The following is a 26722-nucleotide window of genomic DNA, read 5'->3' on the forward strand; positions in this document are numbered from 1 at the left end:
GTGCTGGCCGCGTTCGCCATTCTTGCGGCCGCCGGAGCTGTCATGGGCTGCTGAGCGGGCGCTTGTGCAACCGGTACCGCGGGTGCAGCCTGCTTCTGTGCCGCCGCGATGTCGGGAAGGATCGAGCCGGCCGCAAGAATGGCGAACGCGGCCAGCACCACAAAAAAAACGTTCCGGGACAAGGCTAGTCCTCGCGTCATCATTGCACGCCAATGCCGTCTGACTAGAAAACATGAGTTAGAGAGTCAACTATTAAGGTTTTCATCACCATCAAATATTCGGGTCGGTGCGTCGGTAACCTGGGACGCCGTGAGGTCTGGACTGCGACGCCGTCGCTGGGCCACCATGCCAGCCACACCGAGGCAGCAGGCGATGATCAAGGCGACCCCGTTCGAATTCCCCTATGACGGCAGGCTGGTGCCGCAAAACACCGCCCTGCTCGTGATCGACCTGCAGGAGGATTTCCTGTCGCCGACAGGCTATTTCGCCAGGAAAGGCTATGACCCTTCGCCGCTGCGCGGCATTCTGCCGACGGTGAATCGGCTGATTGCGGCGGCGCGCGCCGCCGGCCTCGCCATCGTCCATACGAGGCAAGGCTACCGCGCCGACATGGCCGATATGACGGCTTACGAAAAATGGCGGCGCAAGCGGGCGGGACTGGACGGCACGGATATCCTGCTGCGCTCCAGCCCAGGCTTCCAGATCGTCGCCGACATAGAAGTCAGGCCCGAGGACATCATTGTCGACAAGACCTGTAACGGCGCCTTCACCTATACGGATCTGGAACTGGTGCTGAGGGCGCGCGGCATCACCATCTGATGTTCACCGGCTGCACGACCGATGTCTGCGTTCACACGACGCTGCGCGAGGCCTGCGACCGCAATTTCCAATGCCTGACGATTGCGGACGCCTGCGCCAGCGGCGACGGCCGGGCGCACGAAGCCGCGCTCGATATGGTGACGGTCGAGGACGGCGTCTTCGGCGCGCTGGCGAGCTCGGAGGCGGTCATCGCCGCGCTGTCGCGGATCGCAGAACAACGGGATTGATATGGGAGCTTCGGGATCACAAGTATCCGCCGGTCACAAATCTTTTTGCGTGCACCGTTCCGTTGCCGGCGTCGCCTTCGTCTTCACGGTTGTGACGATTGCGGAAGCCACAATGGCCGCCGCCACCAACACAGACGGAGCCAAGCCTTGTCGACCGCAGTGACCTTGATCAATGTCTTCACTATGTCCCGTCTTGATGAAACCGGCAGCCGCAGCGGCCGGTCTCACCTCGCCCCGCGATTTCATCGAAGGTGTGCCCCGGTGAACGAACGCGACGCGAACGTTCCCGGCGCCAGGGTGTCGGTGTCGCACCGCGCCAGCGAATTCGCGATCAGCGTGACCGTCTCGCGGCCGATCCGCGCGATCTCGCTGGGACGGTCGATACCGCCGATCATGAATTCCTCGATGCCTAGCGCGGTATAGGGCAACAGCGAGAGCGCAAGCCGCGCCGGCGGCCCCGCGACCTCGACCGCCTTGTGGTCGGAGGCGCCGGACCAGCCTTCGGGGCGAATGCGGACGGGAAGCGCGAAGCGCAATCTGCCGGCGCGGCCGTGCTCGGCTGCAGCGCCGCGCACACGCTGCATCAACTGCGCGACTTCGTCCGGCGAGCCGGCCGCCAGCTCGAATATATCGGCATGCCGGCCGGCGACCTTCAGCGCTGTGCCGGACTGGCCGCCGAGCCGGATGGTGAGGTCGCCGCCATGCGGGCCCTTGCGCGGCACGTAACCGCCTTTGACGCTGTAGAAGGCGCCTTCATGGTCGAAGGGCTTGTCGTTCGACCACAGCCGCTTCAGCAGCACCAGATATTCGTCGATGCGTTGCCATACCACGCTGTGGCCGACCGGCCGCGCCTCGGCATCACTGTCCTGGAGCGGCTCGCTCAGCATCCTGAGCGACAGGCGGCCGCCGCCTCTGCGGTCGAGCGCCGCGAGCTGCCTTGCCGCCACCGCCGGCTCGACCACACCGGCCCAGTGCGTCAGCACCACTTCCAGCGCCGGGGTGCGGTCGAGCGTCTGCGCGGCGATGTCCATGTTGGCGAGCAGGCCGGCCGGATCGTCGATCACCAGCTTGCGGAACCCCGCATCCTCGATCAGCGACAGCTTGGTCGCCGTCTCGGCGAAATCGTAGAAGAAGCTGCCATTCGCAGGCTTACCGGGAACATGCGTGAACTCGATCGGCATTGCCATCTCCTCCGTCACGTTGGCTTGCCCCGCTCCACCTCGAACAATCCAATGCGCGCAGGCGCGCCGACGCGCCCTGGCGCTCGGCCAGTTATCTTCTCCGGTTACTCCAACTCAGATTTTTGGACGGCGGGGCCGTAGGCCCCGGCTCTGTCAAGGGATGATCCCAAGCACCACCGCGCCGGTGAACACGAATGACAGCGCGAAAACGAGATAGGCGAAGGTTCCGCCATAGGCGGGCCTCCAGCTCTGGTCGGCGGTCAGCCTCTGGCCCTTGCGCTGAGCATTCTGCATGTAGGTCATGGTCGAACCTCCGTCTCGGCCATTAATCTATAAAGATAGTAGACTTTGTCGAGTGCTATTTTTCGCCGGTTTTTGGAAGGACGTCCTCGGAAGCGGCAACTTGAGGGGCGTTTATTCTCAGCCGAGATCGAAAAACGTGCGGGGATGCGCCACCGGCGGATCCGACAAAATGCCTGTAGCTCCGGCAAACGGCCTCGTTCAAGCGCTTGGCTATTCGGTACGCGAGGGGATAGCATCAAAATAGTCTCACAGGACTCAGGGAGAAAAACATGGGCGGAAGGCTGGCGGGCAAGGTCGCCATCATCTCGGGCGGCGCGACGGGCATGGGTGGAGCGGCTTCCGAGCTGTTTGCCGCCGAAGGCGCCAAGGTTGCGATCATCGACCGCAATGGCGAGGCCGCCGGCAAGACCGCCGCGGCGATCCGCGCGCGCGGCCATGATGCGGAGCAATTCGTAGCCGACGTTTCCGATGAGGCGCAGGTCGAGGCGGCCGCGAAGGCGGCGGCTGAAAAATTCGGCCCCGTTACCGTGCTGTTCAACCACGCCGGCACCATCGTGATTAAACCCTTCCTGGAGACCACGCTCAAGGAATGGGACTGGCTGCACGCCGTCAATGTGCGCTCGATGTTCCTGATGACGCGCGCGGTGCTGCCCGGCATGATCGCCGCCGGCGGCGGCTCGATCGTCTGCACCTCGTCGATCTCGGCGGTGGCGGCGACGCCGAACGAAGTGCTCTATGACACCACTAAAGGCGCCTGCCACATGTTCGCGCGTGCCATCGCGGTGGAGTTCCGCGATCGCAACATCCGCTGCAATGCCATCTGTCCCGGCTTCATCCGCACGCCGCACGGAATGCGCGAGGTCGCCGACCTCGGCAAGCTCGGCGTCGATGTTTCCGATGCCGCCATGGCCGCGCAACAGGGCCGCATCGGCGAGCCGGAGGAAGTGGCCAAGGCGGCGCTGTTCCTGGCGAGCGACGAATCGAGCTTCGTCAACGGCGCGCATCTGTTCGTCGACAACGCCTTCACGGCGATCTGAGGCGTCCCAAGCTTGGCGCCCTTCCTCTACCCCGGCGATCGGGGGAGAGGAAAGAACCCTACCTACCGTTCCTCGCGTCGAAACGGCTTCAGCAGCGCCGAAGGCGCGACCGCGTTGCGCGAAATGAAGGCCATGGCGACGATGGTGAAGATGAAGGGCAGCATCAGGAAGGCTTCGTAAGGGATGTGCCCGAGGCCGCTGGCCTGCATCCTGAGCTGCAGCGCGTCGACGAAGGCAAAGAGCAATGCCGCGCCCGCCGAACGCCACGGGTCCCAGCGGCCGAACACCACCAGCGCGATCGCCACCCAGCCGCGCCCCGACACCACGCCGAAGGTGAAGGCGTTGAACTGCGCCATGGTGAGAAAGGCGCCGGCAAGACCCATCAGCGCGCCGCCGAGGATCACGGCCTGGAAGCGCGTGGCGATCACGCTGACGCCGGCGGAATCCGCCGCGCGCGGGTTCTCGCCGACCATGCGCACCGACAGCCCCCAGGGCGTGCGGTAGAGCACGAAGGCGGCAAACGGAACGGCGATGATCGCGAGATAAACCAGCGTGAACTGGTTGAACACCGCCGGCCCCAGGATCGGAATGTCCGACAGCAGGGGGATCGGCGCCGGCTGAAAGCCCTTGATGCTGGGCGGCACCGATTGCTGGCCGAAGATCAGCCGGTAGAGGAAATAGGCGAGCCCAGAGCAGAACAGCGTCACGCCGATGCCGCAGACATGCTGGCTGAGGCCCAACGCCACCGTGAACAGCGCATGCAGCGCGCCCATCGCCGCCCCGACAAGCACGGCCACCAGCACGCCCAGCCACAGGCTGCCGCTCAGGCTCGCGGCGGTGAAGCCGGCCATGGCCGCCAACAGCATGATGCCTTCAATGCCGAGATTGAGCACGCCCGCCCGCTCGGAAAACATCTCGCCTAGCGTGGCGAAGGCGAGCGGTGTGGCGATACGGATGATGGCGGCGAGAAAGCCGACCTGAAAAATCTGCTCGAATACCGCGCTCATGCGGGCGCCCCCACGCGGCGAATGCGGTAGGCGGTGAAGAGCAGCGCCACCAGCATCGCAAGCAGCGCCGTACCTTGGATGACCTCACTGAGGAAGGCCGGCACGCCGGTGGCGCGCGACATCGCCTCGGCGCCGGTCATGACCGCGGCAAGGAAGATCGCGGACGGCACGACGCCGAGCGGATTGAGCCGGGCGAGCATGGCGACGACGATGCCGGAATAGCCGTAGCCCGGCGAGATGTCGCTCATCACCTGGAAGTGGACGCCACCAACCTCGCCGACGCCGGCCAGTCCGGCCAGCGCGCCGGAAAGCAGCGCGGTGGAGAGCAGCACGCGCTGGGTATTGATGCCGCCATAGCGGGCCGCCTCCGCATTCTCGCCGGTGACGCGGATGCGGAAGCCAAGCGTGGTGCGCGCGATCAGGAACCAGCAGACGGGCGCTGCGATCAGCGCCACGACGACGCCGATATGCAGCCTTGTGCCTTCGATCAGCACCGGGAAATTGGCGGAATCCTCGATTGGCGGCGAGATCGGATAACCGGAAAAGGTGTCCTTCCACGGCCCCTCGATCAGCGCCATCAGCGCGTAATAGATGACCGAGTTGAGCAGCAGCGAGCTGACCACGTCGTCGACCTTGAATTTGACGCGCAACGTCGCCGGCACCAGCGCGACGAGGGCGCCGGCCGCCGCGCCGGCCAGCGCCATCAGCAGCATGGCGAGCGGTCCCGGCATCGGGATGGCGCCTACGGCACAACTCGCAACCGCGCCGGCGAGCAGCTGGCCTTCGGCGCCGATGTTCCAGAATTTGGCGCGGAAGGCGATCGCCACCGCAAGGCCGGTGAAGATCATCGGCGCGGCGCGAACCAGCGTCTCGGTGATGGCGTAGCTGTCGCCGAGCGAGGCCGAGAGCATCACGCCATAGGCTTCGACGACGCCGGCGCCGGCGACAGCGATGAGACCGCTGCACAAAACCAGCGCGACGGCGATGGCGAGCAGCGGCAGTGCGAGATTGAACCAGGCCGGCGTCGACGTGCGGACTTCGAGACGGAACATCAGGCGTGGCCCTCTGCTAGGCGGATGTCGGCGCCGCCCCTCATCCGCCTGCCGGCACCTTCTCCCCGTATAGTGACGGGGAGAAGGGGGCTGGGCGCGCCGCTGGCGCTTCTCTTGCACCGCTGACGATTGGCGAAACCACTGATGAGAGCGCCCCTCTCCCCGTCCCTATACGGGGAGAGGATGCCGGCAGGCAGGTGAGGGGCGGCGCCAAAGTCCGGCGCCCGAGGCAATTCCATAGCTCTACGCCCTCCCCTCCGCGCCGGTCATCAGCAGCCCAAGCCTCGCGACGGTGGCCTCCGAGCCGGAAAGCGTGCCGGCGATGCGGCCTTCGTACATCACCGTGATGCGGTCGCACAGCATCAGCAACTCCTCGAGATCCTCGCCAATCACAATGATCCCGCAACCCTTCGCCCGCATGGCCAGGAATTTTTCGTGGATGAACCGTGCAGCGCCGATGTCGAGGCCGCGCGTCGGCTGCGAAACGATCAGCACCTTCGGATCGAAGGCGAGCTCGCGCGCCAAAAGCGCCTTCTGCAGATTGCCGCCGGAAAGCGCGCCGGCGCGCGTCATGGGGCCGGGACAGCGTATATCATAGGCCTTGATCTGCGCCTCCGCGAAGGCGCGGATCGCGGCCGGATCGAGCAGTCCCTTGCGGCTGAAGGCCTCGGTGCCGATGCGGGGCAGCACCATGGAGTCGGCTAGAGGCAGGTTGGTGACCAGCCCGGTCGTCATCCGGTCCTCCGGAATGCGGCCAAGGCCGAGCGACTGCAGCTCGCGCGGCGAAAATTGCGCAACTGCTTTGCCGGCTATCGTCATCGAACCGGCACTCGGCGACAGCATGCCGGAGATCACATCAGCCAGCGCCCGCTGGCCATTGCCGGAGACGCCGGCAACGCCGAGGATCTCGCCGGCGCGGACGAAGAGCGAGACCTCGCGCAGCGGCGTGCCGCCATGACCTGAGGTGGAGACGCCGTCGAGCGTCAGCACGGGCGCGCCAGGCGTCGAGACCTCCTTGATCGGCGGCATGATTTCGTGGCCGCACATCAGCTTGGCCATCTCGGCCGAGGTGGTTCCTGCCGGATGATCGACGCGGCCGGCGACCTTGCCATGCCGAAGCACGACGCAACGATGGGTGAGCGCCCTGACTTCGTTGAGCTTGTGCGAGATGAAGATGATGCCGAGCCCTTGCGCCGCCATCGAGCGCAGCGCGGCGAAGAGGCCATCGACCTCGCTGGGCGCCAGCACCGCCGTCGGCTCGTCGAGGATCAGGAGCCTGGCGCCGCGAAAGAGCGCCTTGATGATTTCCAGCCGCTGCTGCTCGCCGATCGAGAGCGCCGAGACCGGCAGGCCGGGATCGAGATGTAAGCCATGCTGGCGGCCGATCTCCTTCAGCCGCGCCAGCCCGCCCGTGCGGTCGATGCGGCCGGACTTGCCGGCAATGCCGATCAAGAGGTTTTCCAGCACCGTCAGCCGTGGCGCCAGATGGAAATGCTGATGCACCATGCCGATGCCGGCCGCGAGTGCATCGGCCGAATTGTGGATGGCGACCGGCCTGCCCTCGACCAGGATCTCGCCGGCATCCGGCGCATAAGCGCCGAACAGCACGTTCATGAGCGTCGTCTTGCCGGCCCCGTTCTCGCCGAGCAGGCCAAGGATCTCGCCGGGGGCGACGCTGAGATCCACGGCCTCGTTCGCCTTGACGGCGCCGAAGCTCTTGGTGATGCCGCGCATTTCGATCAGAGGGACGGGCAAGGGTGCTCCTAATATCCCTCCCTTGAGGGGAGGGTGGCCCGCAGGGCCGGGTGGGGTCGCCCGCGAAGCGCTCCATCTTCAGTCGTCAAGGTCGAGCGGTTGAGACGACCCCTCCCGCCTCGCTTCGCCCGGCACCCTCCCCGCAAGGGGGAGGGTACTGGTCAATCCGACACCGGCGTGTTCTCGTCGACGTCGACGCGGAAATTGCCTTCCAGGATCTCGGCTCTCTTCTTGGCGACCAGGTCCTTGACCTCGGCCGGCAGCGTCTTGTCGAACTTGTGATAGGGGGCGAGATCGGAGCCGCCCTTGGCCATGCGCGAGAAGTCGCCATAGTCCTGCGCGGTGAAGACGCCCGCCTTGACCAGCTTGATCGCCTGCTCGACCGTCGGATACATATTCCATACCGGGCCGGTGATCACCGTGTCGGGTCCGAGGCTCGACTGATCGGACATGTTGGAGATGGCGTAGATCTTCTTTTCGACCGCCGCCTCGATGACGCCGAAACGCTCGGCATAGATGACGTCGACGCCGGCATCGATCTGCGCGATCGCGGCCTCCTTGGCCTTCGGCGGATCGAAGAAGGAGCCGATGAAGGCGACCTTCCGCTTGATGTTTGGATTGACCTCCTTGGCGCCGGCGAAGAAGGCGTTGACCAGCCGGTTCACTTCCGGAATGCCCATTGCCGCGACAGCGCCGATCGTGCCCGACTTCGACATCTTGCCGGCGATCAGCCCGGAGAGATAGGCCGGCTCGTGGATCCAGTTGTCGAAGACGCCGAAATTGGGTTCGGCAGGCCCGGCGCCGGAGCCGAACAGCCAGGCCGTCTTCGGGAACTGTTTTGCCGTGCGCCGCGATTCGCGCTCGGCGGCGAAGGCGTCGCCCAGCACCAACTCGTAGCCGCCTTGCGCATATTCGCGCATCACGCGGCTGAAGTCGGCGGTCTGCACCTTCTCCGACCATTTGTATTCGATGCCCAGCTCCTTCTCGGCCTTCTGCAGGGCGACATGGATCTGGTTGTCCCAGGGCTCCTCGATCGGCGTCGCGAAGATCGCCGCCACCTTCAGCTTCTTGTCCTTGGCGAAGGCCACGCCGGGCAGCGCCACCGCGGTCAGCCCGAGGGCGCCGAGTTCCAGCACATTGCGCCGCGACAGGCCGGCGCGTTGCGTTTTGCGATGATCGTTTTCCATTGAAATCCCCTCTGCTCGACAGCCGTGTCGAGCCGGCCGTTCAAAACATGTCAGACGGGAGGACTATGGAACGACGCCCGACCTTTGTCCACATGGTCAAATTTGGCTGCGGCGACCCCGCAGAGCGACCCCCTCCTCGCGACTTGTCACCGCACAGCCTTCTCGCCACCCGCCGCCGTGATCACCCCGACGATGATCAGCCCGGTCAGCACCAGCCGCACGCCGGCGCTGACGCCGAAGGTGTTGAGCATGGTGAGCAAAAGCACCAGGAACAGGCCAGCGCCCCAGACGCCGGGCACGTTGGCCTTGCCGCCGGCGACCGAGGTGCCGCCGATGACGACGACCGCGATGGAGGCGAGCAGATATTCATTGCCGATATCGACATTGGCGCCGCGGAAATAGCCGGCAAGCAGCGCGCCGTCGATGCCACCGAGCGCGCCGCAAAGCGTGTAGGTGAGGAAGCGGATGCGGCCGACATTGACGCCGGCGAGCCAGGCGGCGCGGATGTTCTGCCCGATCGCCAGCACCGATCGGCCATAGATCATGCGCTGCAGCGCCAGCGCCGCGGCGACGGTGAAAACCACCGTCAGTATCGCCAGCACCGGGATCCCCAGCACCTGCCAGTTGGTGAAATCGGCAAAGCCCGGCGGCGGCTTGATCTGCAGGCCGCGGCCGTAGCTGATGTCGACCGACTGGATGATGAAGCTCGCCGACAGCGTCGCGATGATCGGCGGAATCCTGAGCGCCCAGATCAGCAGATAGTTGATGGCGCCGATCGCCGCGCCGCAGGCGAGCGCCGCCAACAGCCCGACGACGATCATCGAATCGCTGCCGCCCATAACCTTCATCGCCACCGCGCTCGCCAGTCCGATATTGGCGGGCAGCGACAGGTCGACATTACCGGGGCCGAGCGTGATGACGAACATCTGGCCGACGCCGACGATGACGGTGAAGACGGCAAGCGAAAGTGCCGCCGTGATCATGCCGCCGGCGCCATAGCCGCCGGTGAAGGCGACGGTCGCCACCCACACGAGAACGGCGCCGACGAAGGACCAGAGCCAGGGTTTTTCAAGCAGCATCCGTACAGAGGTCATCGTTCACCTCTCCCTGCGGCTGATCAGCACCCGGGCCGCCAGCACGATGATCAGGATCGCGCCATTGGCAGCCACCTGCCAATCGGGCGGGATGTGCATGAAGGTCAACAGCGGCGAGGCGGCCAAAGCCAGCGTCAGCGCGCCGATGACCGCGCCGATCGGCGACACCCGGCCGCCGACGAACTCGCCGCCGCCAAGGATGACGCCGGCAATCGAAAGCAGCGTGTAGCCGTTGCCGATATTGGCGTCGGCCGAAGTGGTGATGCCGATCAGCGCCATGCCGGAAAGCACGCCGAACAGGCCGGTCAACGCGAAGAGCACGATCTTTGTCTTGAGCAGCGACCAGCCGGCGCGCCTGAGCGCCGCGGCATTGCCGCCGGAACCGCGCAGTATGACGCCATATGAAGTGCGCATCAGGCCAAAATGCACGATCGCCGCGATGAGCAATGCCGCCAGGATAGGGAACGGGATATAGGGCGGCTTGAAAGACATGATCGCCAGCAGCCAGTCCGGAGCCTTGCCGCCCGGCTTCGGCAGGATGAGGATAGCCAGCCCCTGCCAGACGAAGCTCATGCCGAGCGTCACCACGATCGAGGGCAGGTTGCGCAGATGGATCAGCGCGCCGAGCAGCGCGTAGACGCCGATTGAACCGAGCAGCACAGCGACACCGATGAGCGGCGCATCCCTGAGCCAGGTGGCGGTGACGCAGCCGACAAAGCCGACGAAAGTGCCGATCGACAGATCGAGCTCATTGCCGGCGATGACGAACATCTGCGCGATCGTCGCCAGCGCGATCGGGATCGCCAGGTTCAGCATCAGGTTGAAGCCGAAATAGCTGATGGCACGCGGATTGAGCCAGGCGATGGCCATCAACACCAGCGCCAGCGACAGCGCCGGCAGCAGGCTGCGCAGCATGCGTGCGCGGGCCGCGCTGCCGCGGGAAGATTTCGGGACCGTGCCGGGAGCGATCGCCGTCATCTCAGGCCGTGTCGCCGAACGAGGACTGGATGATCTTCTCCTCCGTCAGTTCGTCGCGCCCGAGATTGGCGACGATGCGGCCGTTCTTGAAGACATGGACATGGTCGCAATTGTCGAGCTCTTCGGTTTCGGTCGTGTACCAGAGGAAGGTGCGGCCCTTTCCGGCCTCCTCGCGCACGAGGTCGTAGACTTCGAGCTTGGTGCCGATGTCGACGCCGCGCATCGGATCGTCCATCAGCACGATCTCGGCATCAGAGCCGAGCGCGCGCGCAAACAGCGCCTTCTGCTGATTTCCGCCCGACAGCGAATAGATGTTGTTGTTCATGTCCGGCGTGCGGATGCCGATCTTCTTCTTCCAGAATTCGGCCAGCTCCGCCTCGCGCTGCGGCGAGATCAGCAGGCCGTCGCGCAGGCGCTGAAGCGAGCGGATGCCGATGTTCTGGGCGATCGACCATTGGGCGAAGATGCCGTCCGCCTGGCGGTCGCCGGCGACCAGCGCCACCGGCGCCGTCACTTCGATGCCGGCCCTGGCGCGCGAGGCGGCCGAGAAGATCGCGAGCAGCAGGTCCGTCTGGCCATGCCCGGCGAGTCCGGCAAGGCCGATGATCTCGCCGGCGCGGGCGACAAGCTCCTTGCCATCCTGCTGCCGCGCCGGGCGCGCCCGCACCCTGAGCGCCCCGACCGCGACCTTGCGGGTCTCGGCGGCGGCCTTCTGATGTTCCCCGGCGCCGCCCATCGCGGCGACCAGCTTGTCCCGGTCGAACGCGCTTGCGGCGTCGGCGGCGACCACCTTGCCGTCGCGCATCACCACGATGCGGTCGGCATTCTGCAGCACCTCGCCCAGCACATGGGAGATCAGGATGCAGCTGCCGCCCGCGGCGACGAAGCGGCGCACGAATGAAAGCAGCTGGCCGGCCGTGTGCGCATCGAGCGACGAGGTCGGCTCGTCGAGGATGACCAGATGCAGCGGCTCGCGGGTCAGCGTGAAGGCGCGCGCCACCTCGACCATCTGGCGGCGTCCGATCGACAGATCGCCGGCAATGTCGTCCGCCGCGATGCCGTGGTCGGGAAAGATCTCGTCGAGCTTGGCCTGGATGAGATCGGCGGCCTTGCGCCGCCAGCCGAGCCCGCTGAGCGAGGGATGGTTGATGCGCGTGTTCTCGGCGACGCTGAGGTTTGGGCAGAGCGACAGCTCCTGGAAAACGCAGCGTATGCCGAGCTCGAGCGCGCGCGCCACGGAATAGCTCGCTTCCTGATTGCCGCGCACCGCGATCTGCCCGCCATCGGGCCGCAGCGTGCCCGCAACCATATGCATCAGCGTCGACTTGCCGGCGCCATTGTGCCCGACCAGCCCGACGCATTCGCCGGCGCCGACATGGAAGTCGACGCCGTTGAGCGCGCGGACGGCGCCGAAGTGCTTTTCGGCGCCGTCCAGCCTGACGATGTCTGCAATAGCCTGGAGCATCCTCAACGATATCCGGTCGGCGATGCGGCTGGCAACGTCGCGCCGCTATTGCTTGATGTTGGCCTTGATGGCCGCGATCGCGTCTTCCTGGGTGTATTCGTGGGTAGCGACGCCACCTTCCTTGATCTTCGGCAGTGCGGCCTCGAAATTGTCCTGGGTGAATGCGAGATACGGCACCAGCAGATCGTGCGGCACGTCCTTGCGGCCGTCGAGTACCTGCTGCGCCACCCAGAAGGCGAGCGTCGACACGCCGGGCGCGATCGAGGCCGACCAGGTCTGGTAGCCGTCCTTGTCCTTCTGCTCCTTCCACCACTTCAGCTCGTCCTGACGGTTGCCCATGATGATGGTCGGACGCGGCTTGCCGGCGGCGGCGAACGCTTGCGCGGCTCCATAGCCGTCGCCGCCCTGGTCGACGACGCCGACGATCTCCGGCAGCGACGGCAGGATGGTCGCCACCGCCTTCTGCGCCGTGGTCTGGTCCCAGTCGCCGGTCACCGAGCCGACGATCTTGAACTCGGGATGGGCGGCGACGCCTTCGAGGATACCGGCGTGGATGGCATCGTCGATCGAGGTGCCTGCCAGCCCGCGGATTTCCAGCAAATTGCCGCCCTTCGGCTGGAACTTGGCCATCTGCTCGACTTCCTGCCTGCCCATGTCCTTGAAGTCGACGACGACGCGGTAGGCGCAAGGCTCGGTCACGATGCCGTCGAAGGAAACGACGACGATGCCGGCGTCGCAGGCCTGCTTGATGGCGCCGTTCAGCGCATCCGGCGAGGCGGCGTTGATGACGATGGCGTCATAGCCCTGCAGGATCAGGTTCTGCACCTGGGCGGCTTGCGTCGGCACTTCCTTGTCGGCGGTGGTGAAGACATCCGCCGCCGCCACCACCTTGTCCTCGACCGCTTTCTTGGTGACGATGGCGTAGCTGTCGAGCATCGCCTGGCGCCACGAATTGCCGGCGTAGTTGTTGGAGAAGGCGATCTTCTTGCCGCTCGTGTCGGCAAGCGCGGTGCCCGAGGCGAGCATGGCTGCAAAGGCGCTCAAGACCAGTAGTTTCTTCATGTCATTATCCTCCCAGATGTGTTGACTGCTGCACTTCCCACCGGCCCCTGCGGGCCGGCTTCACTCCCATCCGATCTGAGCGCGAACGGTCCCGCTCAAAACAGCCTCAATCCCGGCACCCGTACCCTCAGCCGGTACAGCGACGTCGACGCGGCGATGTAGAGGCTCCGCAGGTCCTCGTCGCCGAAGGTGAAATTGGCGCAATCTTCCGGCGTCGCGATGACGCCGAGGAGATCGCCCGACGCGTCAAAGACATGGATGCCGCCCGGGCCGGTGCAATAGAGGTTGCCGCGGCTGTCGATCTTCATCCCATCCGGCGCGCCTGGCGCATCGCCCTCGGTCACAGCCCATACGGCGCCGCCATTGAGGTCACCATTGGATTCGACGCCGAACACACGGATGTGGCCACGCGTCGTATCGTTGACGAAGAGCCGCGATTCATCGAGCGAGAAGCAGAGCCCGTTGGGCTGCGCGAAATCGTCGGCAAGCAACGTCAGCCCGGCGCCGTCGCCGTCGATCCGGTAGACGCCCTGGTAGGACAGTTCCTGCGGCCTCGGCACGCCGTAGAATTCCGCTCGGCCGTAGGTCGGATCGGTGAAATAGATCGAGCCTCCGGTGGCGACGACAATGTCGTTCGGGCTGTTGAGCTGCTTGCCCTGGTAATGGCTGGCGAGAACGGTCGTGGTGCCGCCCGGCTCGGCGCGGGTGACGCGGCTGCTGGCGTGCTCGCAGGTCACCAGCCGCCCCTGCCGGTCGAGCGTGTTGCCGTTGGCCATGTGGCTCGGGTCGCGGAACGACGCGATTTCGCCGGAAGCGCTGCGCCGGTACATGCGGCTTTGCGGAATGTCGGAAAAGACCAGCCATTTCTCATAGGGATGCCACACCGGACCTTCGATGAAGCCGTAGCCGGTGGCGAGCCGCTCCATCGCCGCATTGCCGACGACGTCATCAAAGCCGGAGTGACGGGCGCGCGCCGGGATCGACATCACGGGCTCTTGGGTTCCCGCACCGGCTTGCCGGCGACGAACCAGTCGCTGCCCGGCACGTCCTCGATCACCACCCAGATCGCGTCCATGGGCAGTCCGGCGACCTCGCTGATCGCCTCGGTGACCCGGCGCGAGATCTCGTTCTTGCGCTTTTGCGAATGACCCTCGAGTATCCGTATGCTGACGAACGGCATGAGCGCTTCCCCGGGATTTTTTGTTTTTGTAGGACAAAAGCTAGTCGGGACGCGGACCGGGCGATAGCGGTCTAAGCGCAGCACCGACTGTGGTTTTGCACAGTCGGCGCCGGCATCCGCGGCTGCAGACAGGAGAACCATGGATGGCAGAGAGATGCGGCAGGCCGCTCGTGCGGATTGCGGAACTGGAGATCGATGCCTTCCAGCTCGACAGCTTCAGGGCCTTGCTCGCCGAAGAGATCGAGGCCTCGGTGCAGAACGAGCCCGGCGTGTTATTCCTGCACGCGGTCTCGATAAAAGGTTCGCCCGAAACGGTGCGCGTCATCGAATGCTACGTCGATCATTCCGCCTACCACGCCCACCTGACCGCGCCGCACTTTCTCAAATACAAGGCGCGGACGGCTGATATGGTCAGGTCGCTTCGATTGATCGAGACCGAGCCGATCGTTCTGAGGGCCAAGAGCAATCAGCATTCAAGCTGAGCCTGTTGAAACCCATCGCGGGGCTTACTGCTCCTGCAACGGCGTTGCCTGCGCGAGCCAGGCGTCGAGCTGCTCCTGCTCGCGCCGCAGCGCATCGATGTTGATCAGGCCGCGCGCCATGGCCAGATAGATTGCGCGGGTGCGCGAATTGAACACCGACGCCTCGCCAGCGCCCTCCTCCGGCGGCACTATTCCGAGCTTCTCATAGACATGCTTGATGCGGCTCTGCGCGCCGCGGATCGACAGGCCGCGCCGCGCCGCGATCGCTCGGTCGGTGAGGCCGAGCGCGATGTCGATCAGGCTTTCATACTCGCCGTCGGTGATGCCCTCGAACCGGTCCTGGACGCGGTGCTGGATGCCGCGGATCTCGCGGTCGATGATGCAATGCCCCTCGCGGAACACGCCGCGCAGCGCCGAGCGCATGCCTTCTTCCGTCGCCGATTTCAGCACATAGCCATAGACCGACCCCGGCGGCACGATGCGCGCCACGCCGCGCACATAGGCCTCGTCGGCGAAGTTCGACCAGAACAGGATATGCGTGCCGGCGCGTTGGCTCCAGATGGCGCGCGCCACCTCGATCCCGGTCGCCTTGGGCAGTTGCAAGTCGAGCACGACATGCGGCGGCTGCCGTTCCGCCGCAAGATTGATGGCGTCCTCGCCGTCGCCGGCTTCGATCACCTCGACATCGCCGGGCCACAATTGCTCGACGGTCCGCCGCGCGAAGGTGCGATGCAGCCCGTCATTTTCGGCGATCATGACCAGCATCAGACTGCCTCCGCCACCGGCTGAGCTTCGGTTATCGCGGTGCCGCACGCCGCCGCCTCGGCCTCGGCGGACTCGCGATCGATCTCGATCACGACCCTGGTGCCGCCCTTGCGGTCGGCCGGCTCGAAACGCAGCCGCGCCCCGACAAGGGCCGCTCGCGTGTGCATGTGGCCGATGCCGCCTTGAGCGGCGGGATCGATCGCGCCGCAGCCACGCCCGTCATCGGTGACGGTCACGCTGAATGTGGTTGCCGTCGACGCCAGCTGCACCTCGATGCGGCTTGGCGCGGCATGACGGACCGCATTGTTGATGGCTTCCTGCACGATACGGTAGAGCGCGGTGCGAAGCGTTTCCGACAGGCTGTCGGCGCTTCCGTCGCTGGTGTCGGCGATGCGCACCGCGATCGGCGGCTTGGCCCTGGCAACGCTGCGGTTGAGATGTGCCTCGACCGCGTCGCGCAGGCCGAACAGTTCCAGGACGCTCGGCCGCATGTCGTCGACGATGTGGCGCAGCTCCGCTAGGCAGCCCGCCACCTCCTGCTCGAGATCGGCAAGCTGGGCCGTCCGCGCCACGCCCCGGCTGCGGAAAGCTGAAACCTGACGTGCGATCCGGGCCAGGTCGGCGAGCGTCTGGTCGTGCAGGTCCATGGCCATGCGGCGCCGCTCGCGCTCCATGCCCTCGGTCAGTTGCGAGGCGCCGACTCTCAGCAGTTCCGCCCGGTTGCGCGCCTCGCTTTCGGCGAGCATGGCGCGGCGCGCTTCCTCTGTCTGGATCAGCGCGAACATATAGGGCCCGATGAGGTCGGCGCATTGCTGGGCGACCTCGACGTCCTCTTGCGAGTAGCAGCCAGCCTTGTGCCGGCTGATGTTGAGCGCGCCGATCACGCTGCCGCGTGCCCGCAGCGGCACGATGATGCGGCTCCGCAGCTTGGCGGCGAAGATCGGTCCGTCGAACGCTCCCTCGAAGTGGAATCGGTCGTCGAGAAGTGCGTTGTCGGTCAGCAGATAAGGCGTGTCGCCCCACAGCACGCGCCGGATCGGGCTGCCCTCGACCGGATGCTGCGCCAGATCGCTCCAGCTGGTATGGAAGCCGGCCTCGTAGCAGGCATGCATGCGCCCATCGAGCGACAACACCGCCAGATCGATATGGTCGTGCGGGATGAGCGTGCCGATTTCGATCGCTGTCGCCCGGAACGCGGAGCCCGGATCGATATGGCCGGCGAGCGCCCGCGAGATTGCGAGCAGCCGATCGATCAGCTGGGGAGATACCTCCGACATGTCTCCTCCCTGTCCCCCTGATGAATGCCGTGGAACGACAGCCAAGCCGCGCTGCACGGCGCTGCCTCGATCCTGTTTTCCGCAGTTCCTCCCTGCCCGAGAAATAGTGAGCGCTTGACGGCGCCGCTGTCAACGATGGGTGACGCGACCCGAGCCCGATCAACTTCGGGTGCGGCGATTGAAAAGCCGCCGGCTCCTGGTCTAGGAACGGCCGCAGGAGGCCAATTGATGGCAGTGACGCCGACCGTTGCTCAGGGCGCCCCGGGAATTCCCGCGCGCTGGACGTCAAGCGCCAAGAGCGGTGTCGGCACCGGGCTTTCAGCGAACAGCCCGCTTTGGTTCACCATCAGTCACGGCATATTGAACGAGGTCTATTATCCCCGCCTCGACAGCGCCTGCACGCGCGACCTGGGGCTGATCATAACCGGTCCCGATGGCTATTTCTCGGAAGAGAAACGCGATGCCGCCCACCTTATCGAGCCATTCGAAGCCGGCGTCCCCGGCTATCGCTTGGTCAACACGGCGGTCAACGGCTCCTATCGGATTGAAAAGCGCATCGTTACGGATTCGAAACGGCCCGTTCTGCTGCAGGAAATCACATTCGCGGCGCTCAAAGGCTCAGCCTCGGACTACCAGGTCTACGCGCTGCTCGCGCCGCATCTCGTCAATCGCGGCATGGGCAACACCGCCTGGGTCGGCCAGCACAAGGGGCAGCGTGTCCTCTTTGCGTCAGGCCGCGGCGTCTCGCTCGCGCTTGCCGCCTCGCCGCCCTGGGGCGCATGCTCGGCCGGCTATGTCGGTTTCTCCGACGGCTGGCAGCAGCTGCGGAATGGCGGCGCGCTCGATCCTGCCGCTGAGCGCGCGGAGGATGGCAATGTGGCGCTGACCGGCGAGATCGGCTTCTCGACAGGCAAGGGCACCGCATTGCTGGCGCTCGGCTTCGGCGCCTCGCCGGAAGAGGCGGCGGAGGTCGCGCTGGCCAGCCTGAAGGACGGTTTCGATGCGGCCGCCGAAACCTATGCCGCCAACTGGCGGAGTTTCCAGTCCGGCCTGGAGACGCTCGACAGGCAAGCCGCCTCGGGCTTGAACACCTGCCGCGTCAGTACCGCGGTGCTTGCCTCGCATCTGTCGATCGCCAGGCCTGGAGCCGCAGTCGCCAGTCTTTCGATCCCCTGGGGCTTCAGCAAAGGCGACGACGATCTCGGTGGCTACCATCTGGTCTGGCCGCGCGACCTGGTCGAAGCGGCGGGCGGCTTCCTTGCAGCCGGCGACGCCAGGCAGGCGCTCGATATCCTCACCTATCTCCGCTCGATCCAACAGCCGGACGGTCACTGGCCGCAAAACTGCTGGGCGAGCGGCACGCCCTACTGGCCTGGCATCCAGATGGACGAATGCGCCTTTCCGCTGCTGCTTGCCGACGCGCTCCGCCGCGCCGGCCATCTGCCGCGCGCGAAGCTCGACGACTTCCTAGCCATGATCGAAAGCGCGGCTTCCTATGTGGTGCGCAACGGCCCGGTCACCGGCCAGGACCGCTGGGAAGAGGACGCCGGCTACAGCCCGTTCACGCTCGCCGTCGAGATCGCGGCGCTGCTTGCGGCGGCTGACATGCTGGATGGTTGCGGCAAAAATGACCCGGCAAACTATCTGCGCGAGACGGCCGATTGCTGGAATGACCAGATCGAGCGCTGGACCTATGTCACCGGCACCGAACTCTGCGCCAGGGAGGGCATCGACGGCTACTATGTCCGCATCGCACCGCCCGACGGTGCTGGCGCCGCTTCGCCGAAGGACGGTTTCGTGCCGATCAAGAACCGGCCGCCCGGCGATAACCATCGGCCGGCCGAGGCCATCATAAGTCCCGATGCGCTGGCGCTGGTCCGCTTCGGACTGAGAGCCGCCGACGATGCGCGCATCGTGAACACCGTCAAAGCCATCGACTCGCTTCTGCGCTGCGAGTTGCCGCAAGGCCCGCTCTGGTACCGCTATTCCGGCGACGGCTATGGCGAGTATGAGGACGGCTCGCCCTTCGACGGCACCGGCCGGGGCCGGCCCTGGCCGCTGCTCGCCGGCGAGCGCGCGCATTACGAGCTGGCCGCTGGGCGACCCAGCAAAGCGGCTGAACTGCTCGAAACCTTCGAGCGCTCTGCCGGTGCAGGCGGTCTGCTGCCGGAGCAGGTGTGGGACAGACCCGACCTGCCGGAGCGCGAATTGCGGCTCGGCGCGCCATCGGGCAGCGCGATGCCGCTGGTCTGGGCGCATGCCGAGCATATCAAGCTGCTGCGCTCGCTGCGCGACGGCAAGGTCTTCGACATGCCGCCGCAGGGCGTCGAGCGCTACATCGAGCGCAAGACCGTGTCGCCATTCAGGACATGGCGCTTCAACAACAAGATCCGCTCGCTTCCCGCAGGCAAGCTCCTGCGCGTGGAACTTGCGGCGCGCGGCGTGGTTCACTGGAGTAGCGACAAGTGGCTGACGGTGCGCGACGACAACACGGTGGAGAACGCCTTCGGCGTCCACCTGGTTGACCTGGATGTCGCCGGCCTGCAGCCGGGATCGACGATCGTCTTCACATTTTTCTGGCCCGAAGCGATCCGTTGGGAGAATGTCGACTTCACCGTCGGCATCAATCCTTCGGATAGCCAGTAAGGTTCTTTCCTCAAGCTATTAGGATAACACCATGCAGATCGGAATGATGGGACTGGGCAGGATGGGCGCCAACATGGTGCGCCGCCTGATGCGCGACGGCCACGAATGCGTCGTCTACGACATCAATTCGGCAAGCGTCGCCGGCATGGTCAAGGACGGCGCCATCGGCGCCGCCTCGCTGGAGGAGTTCGTCGCCAAGCTCGCCAAGCCGCGCTGTGCCTGGCTGATGCTGCCGGCGGCGATCACCGGCAGGATCGTCGACCAGGTAGCGGCGCTGATGGAGCCGGGCGATATCATCATCGACGGCGGCAATTCCTATTATCACGACGCCGTCGACCAGGCGGCGAGGCTGGCGACCAAGGGCATCAATTTCGTCGATGTCGGCACCAGCGGCGGCGTCTGGGGACTGGAGCGCGGCTACTGCCTGATGATCGGCGGCCCCGACGACGCCGTGAAGCACCTGGATTCGGTCTTCGCCACGCTGGCGCCGGGCGCCGACCCGGGCTCCAATCCGCCGAAGGACGCAGGAACCGCACCTTACGGCTATCTGCATTGCGGGCCGAGCGGCGCCGGCCATTTCGTCAAGATGGTTCACAACGGCATCGAATACGGCGTCATGGCCGCTTACGCCGAGGGCATCAACATCCTGAAATCGGCCAATGCCGGCAAGCGCGCCCGCACGGCGGACGCCGAAACCAGCCCGCTCGAAAGCCCGCAATACTATCAGTTCGACATCGACCTGCCCGCCGTGGCCGAAGTCTGGCGCCATGGCAGCGTCATCGGCTCCTGGCTGCTCGATCTCACCGCCGGCGCGCTGAAGAACGATCCGTCGCTCGCCCAGTTCGGCGGCCGCGTCTCCGATTCCGGCGAAGGCCGCTGGACGCTCAAGGCCGCGATCGATACCGGCGTTCCGGCGCCGGTGCTCTCCTCGGCGCTGTTCGACCGCTTCTCCTCGCAAGGCGAATCCGCCTTCGCCGACAAGCTCTTGTCCGCCATGCGGTACGCTTTCGGCGGCCATGTCGAAAAGCCGAAGGCGTGAGGGCGGGAGTGACGGGATGAGCCAGGAGAGGTCCGACACGCTGGTGCTTTTCGGGGCGACCGGCGATCTTGCGCACAAGAAGATATTTCCGGCGCTCTATCACATGGTCGCCAAGGGGACGCTGAGCGAGCCGGTGATCGGCGTCGCTTTCGATCCCTGGGATCTTGGCAAGCTGGTGGACCGTGCCCGCGACGGCGTTGTCAATGCGCTGGGCACCGTCGATGACAAGGTGTTCGCCAGGCTCGCCTCGCTGCTGCGCTATGTCAGCGGCGACTATCGCGATCCGGTGACATTCGAGAGATTGAAGACGGCGCTCGGCTCGGCGCAGCGGCCGCTGCATTACATGGCGGTGCCACCCACCATGTTCGAAACCGTCGTCCAGGGCCTCGAACAATCCGGCACCGCGCAGGGCGCAAGATTGATGGTCGAAAAGCCTTTCGGCCACGATTTGCAGTCGGCCCGCTGGCTGAACCGCGTGTTGCATCTGGTGTTCGACGAACAGTCGATCTTCCGCATCGACCACTATCTCGGCAAGGAAGCGATCCAGAACCTGCTCTATTTCCGTTTCGCCAACGCTTTCCTCGAGCCGATCTGGAACCGCAACTTCGTCGAGAGCGTGCAGATAACCATGGCCGAGGATTTCGGCATCGAAGGCCGCGGCAAGTTCTATGACGACGTCGGCTGCATCCGCGACGTCATCGAGAACCACCTGCTCAACATCCTGCTGTTGCTCGCCATGGAGCCGCCGGTCGGCCGCTCTGCCGACGATTTGATCGACGAGAAGGTTCAGGTGCTGCGCGCCATCCGAACGCTTACCAAGGACGATGTCGTGCGCGGCCAGTTCGACGGCTATCTGGCGGAGCCGGGCGTGCGGCCGAACTCGCCGGTCGAGACCTTCGCCGCCGTACGCTTCTTCGTCGACACCTGGCGCTGGCAGGACGTGCCGTTCTTCATCCGCGCCGGCAAGAACATGCCGGTGCATGCGACCGAAGTGATCGTGCGGCTGAAGCGCCCGCCGCTCGACGTCTTCGATCCGATCAAGCCGGGCGATGCCAACTATGTCCGTTTCCGTATCGATCCGCAGGTGGCGATCTCGATCGGCGCCCAGCGCAAGGCAGCCGGCGACGACATGATCGGCGAGCAGGTGGAACTGACCGCGCTCGACGACACCAAGGGCGACATGCCGCCCTATGAGCGGCTGATCGGCGACGCCATGAACGGCAACGGCCAGCTCTTCACGCGCCAGGACGCGGCCGAGCTTGCATGGCGGATCGTCGGACCGGTGCTTGGCGACACCACGCCGCCTCCGATTTACGCGCCGAAGACCTGGGGGCCGGCCGACGCCATGAACGGCTTCGGCCCGCCCAATGGCTGGATCAATCCGACGAAATAGCTTCTCGGGGGACCGGATGGCGAAACCAGCAAAACGGGCTTCGACGAAGGACGGGCAGGTCGTCCTCACCATCGACGTCGGCGGATCGCGTGTGAAAATTCTCACCAGCGCCGGCGGCGAGATGCGCCGCACCGATTCCGGGCCGGGCCTGACACCTGAGCAGATGGTGGCTTCGGTGAAGAAGCTGGCCGAGGGCCTGGATTACGACGTCATTTCGATGGGCTATCCGGGCCCGGTCAGGGACAACAAGCCGTCGCTCGATCCCTTCAATCTCGGCAAGGGCTGGAACGGCTATGATTTCGCCGCCGCCTTCGGCAAGCCGGTCAAAGTCGTCAACGACGCGCTCCTGCAGGCGATCGGCAGCTATGACGGCGGCCGTATGCTGTTCCTCGGCCTCGGCACCGGCCTGGGCGCCGCCATGATCCTCGACAATGTCGGGCAGCCGATGGAGCTTGCTCATCTTCCTTACAAGAAGGGCGGCAGCTTCGAGGATTATGTCGGCGAGCGCGGCCTGGAAAAGCACGGCAAGAAAAAATGGCGCAGATACGTTTTCGATGTCGTAAACAGGCTTCGCGCCGCCTTGCAGCCGGACTATGTGGTCATCGGCGGCGGCAATGTCGACAAGCTCGATGAATTGCCTGAAAAATCCAGGCGCGGCGACAACACACGTGCTTTCGAAGGCGGATTTCGACTGTGGCGCGATAAGGCGCTGATCGTCTGATATTTTTACTTTTCAGTATAGTCGTTCAAAATAACGTGTAGTCGCACGACCTGTCGTTGCGCCTCGCAGATTTGCCGACTAGGAATCCGCCGGCCTGCCGCACATGCGCCCGCCTCGGCGCGCCAAACGCGCGGCAGCGCTCTGGATTTTACATCCCGATTTGCGGCCGTGCGGCATAGAGGAGGACTGACGTGGACGAGGAAACCAATACAGCCAAGGAGGATGTCGACCTGCTCGAGCTCACCGCCCACATCGTGTCGGCCTATGTCGCCAAGAACCGGCTGCCTGCTTCGGGCCTCGGCGAGCTCATCGCCAGTGTCGCCTCCTCGATCGGCGCCCTGAACCAGCCGCCGACTCCGCCGGCACCGCCGCCCGTTCCTGCCGTCAATCCCCGGCGCTCGGTGACGCCGGACTACATCATCTGCCTCGAGGACGGCAAGAAGTTCAAATCGCTGAAGCGTCATATCGGCGTGCATTTCGGGCTGAGCCCGGAAGCCTACCGGACCAAATGGGGCCTGCCGGCAGACTACCCGATGGTCGCGCCTAACTACGCGGCATCGCGCTCCGAGCTCGCCAAGTCGATCGGCCTCGGCCGCAAGGCGGAAGCCGAGCCGGAGAAGCCGGCAAAGACCAGGAAGGTAAAGGCCCCCGCCTGAACGATCTTGGCCCTGTGCCAACGGTTCGAAGAAGCCTGTCAAGAAATCCGCCTTGGCAGGCTTCCTGCTTTTGGCTTGGATAAGACAACGAAGGCTGTTCGGGTGAGCCATGAATTATGCGAGGATGGTGATCGAGAAGGAAGCGCCGGAGGAATACGGCTACGACCGCATCCGCTTCAATCTCTCCGAAAGCTCGATCGCCGACCAGAAGCTTGCCGATATCGGCCTCTCGCTGCCCGACCTCACCTTGTTCTACGGCGAGCATCGCGGCGACAAGGAATTGCGCGCGCTGATCGCCGGGCAGGACAAAGGGCTCTCCCCGGACGACGTGCTGGTTACAGCCGGCGCTGCCGGCGCGCTGTTCATCATTGCTACCTCGCTGCTTTCGGCCGATGACCATCTCGTCGTCGTGCGGCCGAACTATGCCACCAATATCGAGACGCCCAAGGCGATCGGCTGCGCCATCACCTATGTCGATCTCGACTTCGACGAGGGCTTCGCCGTCGATGTCGCGCGCGTCGCGGCGGCGGTGCGGCCGAACACCAGGCTGATCAGCGTCACCTGCCCGCACAACCCGACCGGCACGATGATGACCGGCGCCGATCTCGACGCGCTGGTCGCGCTTGCCGAAAGCCGCCGCTGCCGGCTTCTGGTCGACGAAACCTATCGCGATCTGTCCTATGGCGAGCGCCTGCCCTCCGCGGCATCGCTCAGTCCAAGCGCGATCAGCGTCTGTTCCCTTTCGAAAGCTTTCGGCATTCCGGGCATCCGCATCGGCTGGCTGGTCAGCAAGGACCACGCTCTGCAAGAGACGTTCCTCGCCGCCAAGGAGCAGATCGGCATCTGCGGCAGTGTCATCGACGAGGCGATCGCACGCTCCATGCTCCAGCGGCGCGATGCCTTCCTAGCATCGTTGTTGCCGGAGATGGCCAAGCGCCGCGATATCGTCCAGGCTTGGATCGATGGCGAGCCGCTGGTCGACTGGGTGCGTCCGCAAGGCGGTGTGGTCGGCTTCCCGCGGCTGAATGTCGATGCGGATTTCGACCTCGACCGGTTCTACTTGCGGCTCCTGGAAGAACACGGCACTTATGTCGGCCCCGGCCACTGGTTCGAGATGCCGAAGCGCTTCTTCCGCGTCGGCTTCGGCTGGCCGAAGGAGGCGGAATTGCGCGGCGGGTTGCAAGCGATTTCCGCCGCGCTGGGAGACTGAGCCTCTTTCCACCGCGAACGATAGTCCCGTAGTTCCTTCATGCCGCGCCGATTTTTTGCGCGCGCGACGAGGCGAACTGGGCTAAGGGTCTCCGACCGGACCAGCGCCCACCGTGGAAGTGCCCCGCCGGCCGATGTCACAACGGGGCCCTTGAATCATGACCGCCGAAGCAACTTCACCTGAACAGCGCTACGCCGCCTTCCGGCACCGGCCGTATCTCAGCTACTGGACGGCGCGCTTCCTCACCACTTTCGCCACCCAGATCGTCTCCGTCGCCGTCGGCTGGCAGATCTACGACCTGACGCGCAATCCCTTCGACCTCGGCATCGTCGGCATCGTCCAGTTCCTGCCGTCGCTGCTCCTGGTGCTTGTCACCGGCGTCGTCGCCGACCGCTTCGGCCGCCGCCTGATCATGACATTGGCGTCGTTCGTCGAGGCCGGCTGTGCGCTCACTCTGTTGTTGCTGACGCTGCGCGGCCTTGGCGGCCCGCTGCCGATCTTCGTCGTGCTGGCCATGTTCGGCATCGCCCGCGCCTTCTACGGGCCGGCCTCGTCCTCGCTGGTCGCCAATCTGGTGCCGCCACAGGATTTCGCCAACGCCATTGCCTGGAATTCGTCCGCCTGGCAGACGGCAACCATCGTCGGCCCGGTCGCCGGCGGCCTGCTCTACGGCCTTTCGGCGGAGATCGCCTACGCTACAGCGGCGATCCTGATGCTTGTCGCCGCGCTGCTCGTCTTCACCATCCCCAAGCCCGCGCAGCAGACGGCTACCGACAAGCCGACGATGCAGACCCTGTTTGCCGGCTTTCGTTACATCTGGGGCGAGAAGATCGTGCTCGGCGCGATCTCGCTCGACCTGTTCGCGGTGCTGCTCTCCGGCGCCTCGGCGCTGCTGCCGGTCTATGCCCGCGACATTCTGGAGCTTGGGCCCTGGGGCCTCGGCCTGCTGCGCTCGGCGCCTGGCATCGGCGCCATCGCCGTGGCCGTCTGGCTCGCCGGCCATCCGATCCGCGACCATGCCGGCAAGATCATGCTCGGTTTCGTCGCCTTGTTCGGCGCCTTCACCGTCCTGTTCGGCGTCTCGACCATCACCTGGCTGTCGATCGTGGCGCTCGCCATGCTCGGAGCCACCGACATGTTCAGCGTCTATATCCGCGAGACGCTGATCCAGCTCTGGACGCCCGACGAGGTGCGCGGCCGCGTCAACGCCGTCAACCAGGTCTTCGTCGGCGCTTCCAATGAGGTTGGCGAGTTCCGCGCCGGCACCATGGCGGCGCTGATCGGCACCGTGCCGGCGGTGGTGATCGGCGGCGTCGGCGCCATCGCGGTTGCCGGGATCTGGGCCTGGTTGTTCCCTGCGCTGCGGCAGGTGCGGCATTTGAATAGCAGGAACTAATTGCCGGCGCAGCAACTTGACGGCCGGACTAGAAGAGTGCAGCGGCTTCCCTCTGCAATTGCGGCAAAATCTATCCGACGGCCGGCCTGCCAAAAATCAGACCCAGAAATTCGCCCAACCAGCGCTTGAGGTGCATGTCCCAAATCAGCCGGCCGCCGAGATGATCGCGGCCGGGCTGCGCGCCCGGCAGCTCGAAGCGATGCGCGCCGCGCACCACCCAGCGCTGCATCATCACCCTGGTCAGCTCGCCATGGAACTGGATGCCCCAGGCATTCTCGCCATACCGGAAAGCCTGGTTGGGATAGGTTTCGGCCGTGGCGAGCAGCGTCGCGTCCTTCGGCAGGGAAAAGCCCTCGCGGTGGAACTGGTAGACCATCTCCGGCCAGTGCAGCAGTTTCTTGCCGGCGTCGGTCGCCTTCAGCGGATACCAGCCGATCTCGACCAGTCCTTCGCCATGGCCCTCGACCCTGCCGCCAAGATGCCTGGCGAGCATCTGCGCGCCGAGGCAGATCCCAAGAAAAGGCCGGTTTTCCTTGAGCGGGATTTCGAGCCACTCGGTCTCACGCCGGACGAACTCGTCCTGGTCGTTGGCGCTCATCGGCCCGCCGAAGATCACCGCCCCGGCGTGGCCGTCCAAAGTGCAGGGAAGCTCTTCGCCAAGCGGCGGCCGGCGAATGTCGAGATCGAAACCTTCTTCCAGAAGCATATGGCCGACGCGGCCGGGGCTCGAAGTCTCCTGATGCAGCACGATCAGGATTTTTGGTCTCGGCCTGGGTCTGGGTGGCATGGA

At 65.3% G+C, this 26722-nt stretch carries 24 protein-coding genes and 1 pseudogene; 10 read left to right on the forward strand and 15 right to left on the reverse strand.

Annotated elements, in window-relative coordinates; all coding sequences use genetic code 11:
- Positions 1–372: 372 nt before the first annotated feature.
- A pseudogene (locus EOA32_RS06485) lies at positions 373–1046 on the forward strand (isochorismatase family cysteine hydrolase).
- Positions 1047–1288: 242 nt separating this feature from the next.
- Here the strand turns inward: EOA32_RS06485 and EOA32_RS06490 are convergent.
- Positions 1289–2227: an LLM class flavin-dependent oxidoreductase gene (locus EOA32_RS06490; protein WP_128371228.1), complete on the reverse strand. Its 939-nt coding sequence runs from the start codon at positions 2225–2227 to the stop codon at positions 1289–1291.
- A gap of 153 nt (positions 2228–2380) precedes the next feature.
- The gene (locus EOA32_RS38415; protein WP_189406947.1) at positions 2381–2530 is read right to left on the reverse strand and encodes a hypothetical protein; all 150 of its coding nucleotides are present in this window, start codon (positions 2528–2530) and stop codon (positions 2381–2383) included.
- Positions 2531–2799: 269 nt separating this feature from the next.
- On the opposite strand from EOA32_RS38415, the gene EOA32_RS06495 reads away from it, so the two are divergent.
- Entirely contained in the window at positions 2800–3567 is a 768-nt protein-coding gene (locus EOA32_RS06495; RefSeq protein ID WP_128371229.1) for an SDR family oxidoreductase, read from the forward strand.
- Positions 3568–3629: 62 nt separating this feature from the next.
- Here EOA32_RS06495 and EOA32_RS06500 read toward each other — a convergent pair whose 3' ends face one another.
- The 10 genes from EOA32_RS06500 to EOA32_RS06545 all read right to left on the reverse strand — a co-directional run bounded on the left by EOA32_RS06500 (position 3630) and on the right by EOA32_RS06545 (position 14347).
- Positions 3630–4574 (reverse strand): ABC transporter permease, encoded by a 945-nt coding sequence (locus EOA32_RS06500; protein ID WP_128371230.1) that lies wholly within the window; start codon positions 4572–4574, stop codon positions 3630–3632.
- Positions 4571–5626: an ABC transporter permease gene (locus tag EOA32_RS06505; RefSeq protein WP_128371231.1), complete on the reverse strand. Its 1056-nt coding sequence runs from the start codon at positions 5624–5626 to the stop codon at positions 4571–4573. Before EOA32_RS06505 ends, EOA32_RS06500 begins: the two co-directional genes overlap by 4 nt.
- A 243-nt stretch (positions 5627–5869) precedes the next feature.
- On the reverse strand, positions 5870–7381 hold the full coding sequence (locus tag EOA32_RS06510; protein ID WP_128371232.1) for an ABC transporter ATP-binding protein: 1512 nt from the start codon (positions 7379–7381) through the stop codon (positions 5870–5872).
- Positions 7382–7542: 161 nt separating this feature from the next.
- A complete protein-coding gene (locus tag EOA32_RS06515) occupies positions 7543–8568 on the reverse strand; it encodes a BMP family protein (protein ID WP_095830896.1) in 1026 nt (341 codons plus the stop codon).
- Positions 8569–8714: 146 nt separating this feature from the next.
- Positions 8715–9662: an ABC transporter permease gene (locus tag EOA32_RS06520; RefSeq protein WP_095782670.1), complete on the reverse strand. Its 948-nt coding sequence runs from the start codon at positions 9660–9662 to the stop codon at positions 8715–8717.
- Positions 9663–9665: 3 nt separating this feature from the next.
- Entirely contained in the window at positions 9666–10640 is a 975-nt protein-coding gene (locus EOA32_RS06525) for an ABC transporter permease (RefSeq protein WP_095782671.1), read from the reverse strand.
- Between the two features lies 1 nt (position 10641).
- Positions 10642–12105, reverse strand: coding sequence for a sugar ABC transporter ATP-binding protein (locus EOA32_RS06530; protein WP_095830895.1), 1464 nt, complete (start codon positions 12103–12105; stop codon positions 10642–10644).
- 45 nt (positions 12106–12150) lie between these two features.
- Positions 12151–13167, reverse strand: a complete 1017-nt coding sequence (locus EOA32_RS06535; protein ID WP_066998252.1) for an ABC transporter substrate-binding protein — start codon at positions 13165–13167, stop codon at positions 12151–12153.
- 95 nt (positions 13168–13262) lie between these two features.
- On the reverse strand, positions 13263–14153 hold the full coding sequence (locus tag EOA32_RS06540; protein WP_095779841.1) for an SMP-30/gluconolactonase/LRE family protein: 891 nt from the start codon (positions 14151–14153) through the stop codon (positions 13263–13265).
- Positions 14153–14347 carry a 4-oxalocrotonate tautomerase family protein gene (locus EOA32_RS06545; RefSeq protein WP_067323038.1) on the reverse strand — a complete coding sequence of 65 codons (195 nt, stop codon included), beginning with the start codon at positions 14345–14347 and terminating at the stop codon, positions 14153–14155. Before EOA32_RS06545 ends, EOA32_RS06540 begins: the two co-directional genes overlap by 1 nt.
- 143 nt (positions 14348–14490) lie before the next feature.
- On the opposite strand from EOA32_RS06545, the gene EOA32_RS06550 reads away from it, so the two are divergent.
- Complete coding sequence (locus EOA32_RS06550; protein ID WP_095830893.1) at positions 14491–14829, forward strand: putative quinol monooxygenase; 339 nt, start codon at positions 14491–14493, stop codon at positions 14827–14829.
- 24 nt (positions 14830–14853) lie between these two features.
- Here the strand turns inward: EOA32_RS06550 and EOA32_RS06555 are convergent, their stop codons facing one another.
- Both EOA32_RS06555 and EOA32_RS06560 read right to left on the reverse strand, forming a co-directional pair.
- Positions 14854–15594, reverse strand: coding sequence for a response regulator transcription factor (locus EOA32_RS06555; RefSeq protein ID WP_066998258.1), 741 nt, complete (start codon positions 15592–15594; stop codon positions 14854–14856).
- On the reverse strand, positions 15594–16871 hold the full coding sequence (locus tag EOA32_RS06560; protein WP_128371233.1) for an ATP-binding protein: 1278 nt from the start codon (positions 16869–16871) through the stop codon (positions 15594–15596). The genes EOA32_RS06555 and EOA32_RS06560 overlap by 1 nt, the downstream gene beginning before the upstream one ends.
- Positions 16872–17099: 228 nt before the next feature.
- Here EOA32_RS06560 and EOA32_RS06565 point away from each other — a divergent pair, with 228 nt between their 5' ends.
- From EOA32_RS06565 to EOA32_RS06595, 7 genes are all read left to right on the forward strand, one after another.
- Positions 17100–19517 carry a glucan 1,4-alpha-glucosidase gene (locus EOA32_RS06565; RefSeq protein WP_128371234.1) on the forward strand — a complete coding sequence of 806 codons (2418 nt, stop codon included), beginning with the start codon at positions 17100–17102 and terminating at the stop codon, positions 19515–19517.
- 31 nt (positions 19518–19548) lie between these two features.
- On the forward strand, positions 19549–20556 hold the full coding sequence (gene gnd, locus EOA32_RS06570; protein ID WP_128371235.1) for a phosphogluconate dehydrogenase (NAD(+)-dependent, decarboxylating): 1008 nt from the start codon (positions 19549–19551) through the stop codon (positions 20554–20556).
- 16 nt (positions 20557–20572) lie between these two features.
- Positions 20573–21949 carry a glucose-6-phosphate dehydrogenase gene (gene zwf / locus EOA32_RS06575; protein WP_128371236.1) on the forward strand — a complete coding sequence of 459 codons (1377 nt, stop codon included), beginning with the start codon at positions 20573–20575 and terminating at the stop codon, positions 21947–21949.
- Between the two features lie 16 nt (positions 21950–21965).
- Positions 21966–22670: an ROK family protein gene (locus tag EOA32_RS06580; protein WP_066998272.1), complete on the forward strand. Its 705-nt coding sequence runs from the start codon at positions 21966–21968 to the stop codon at positions 22668–22670.
- A gap of 191 nt (positions 22671–22861) precedes the next feature.
- On the forward strand, positions 22862–23326 hold the full coding sequence (locus EOA32_RS06585; protein WP_128371237.1) for a MucR family transcriptional regulator: 465 nt from the start codon (positions 22862–22864) through the stop codon (positions 23324–23326).
- Between the two features lie 109 nt (positions 23327–23435).
- The gene (locus tag EOA32_RS06590; RefSeq protein WP_128371238.1) at positions 23436–24536 is read left to right on the forward strand and encodes a pyridoxal phosphate-dependent aminotransferase; all 1101 of its coding nucleotides are present in this window, start codon (positions 23436–23438) and stop codon (positions 24534–24536) included.
- 157 nt (positions 24537–24693) lie between these two features.
- Positions 24694–25932, forward strand: coding sequence for an MFS transporter (locus EOA32_RS06595; protein WP_128371239.1), 1239 nt, complete (start codon positions 24694–24696; stop codon positions 25930–25932).
- Positions 25933–26002: 70 nt separating this feature from the next.
- Here the strand turns inward: EOA32_RS06595 and EOA32_RS06600 are convergent, their stop codons facing one another.
- Positions 26003–26719 (reverse strand): glutamine amidotransferase, encoded by a 717-nt coding sequence (locus EOA32_RS06600; protein WP_128371240.1) that lies wholly within the window; start codon positions 26717–26719, stop codon positions 26003–26005.
- Positions 26720–26722 lie beyond the last annotated feature (3 nt).

The sequence above is a fragment of the Mesorhizobium sp. M1A.F.Ca.ET.072.01.1.1 genome, from assembly GCF_004023325.1.
Classification (GTDB): Bacteria; Pseudomonadota; Alphaproteobacteria; order Rhizobiales; family Rhizobiaceae; genus Mesorhizobium.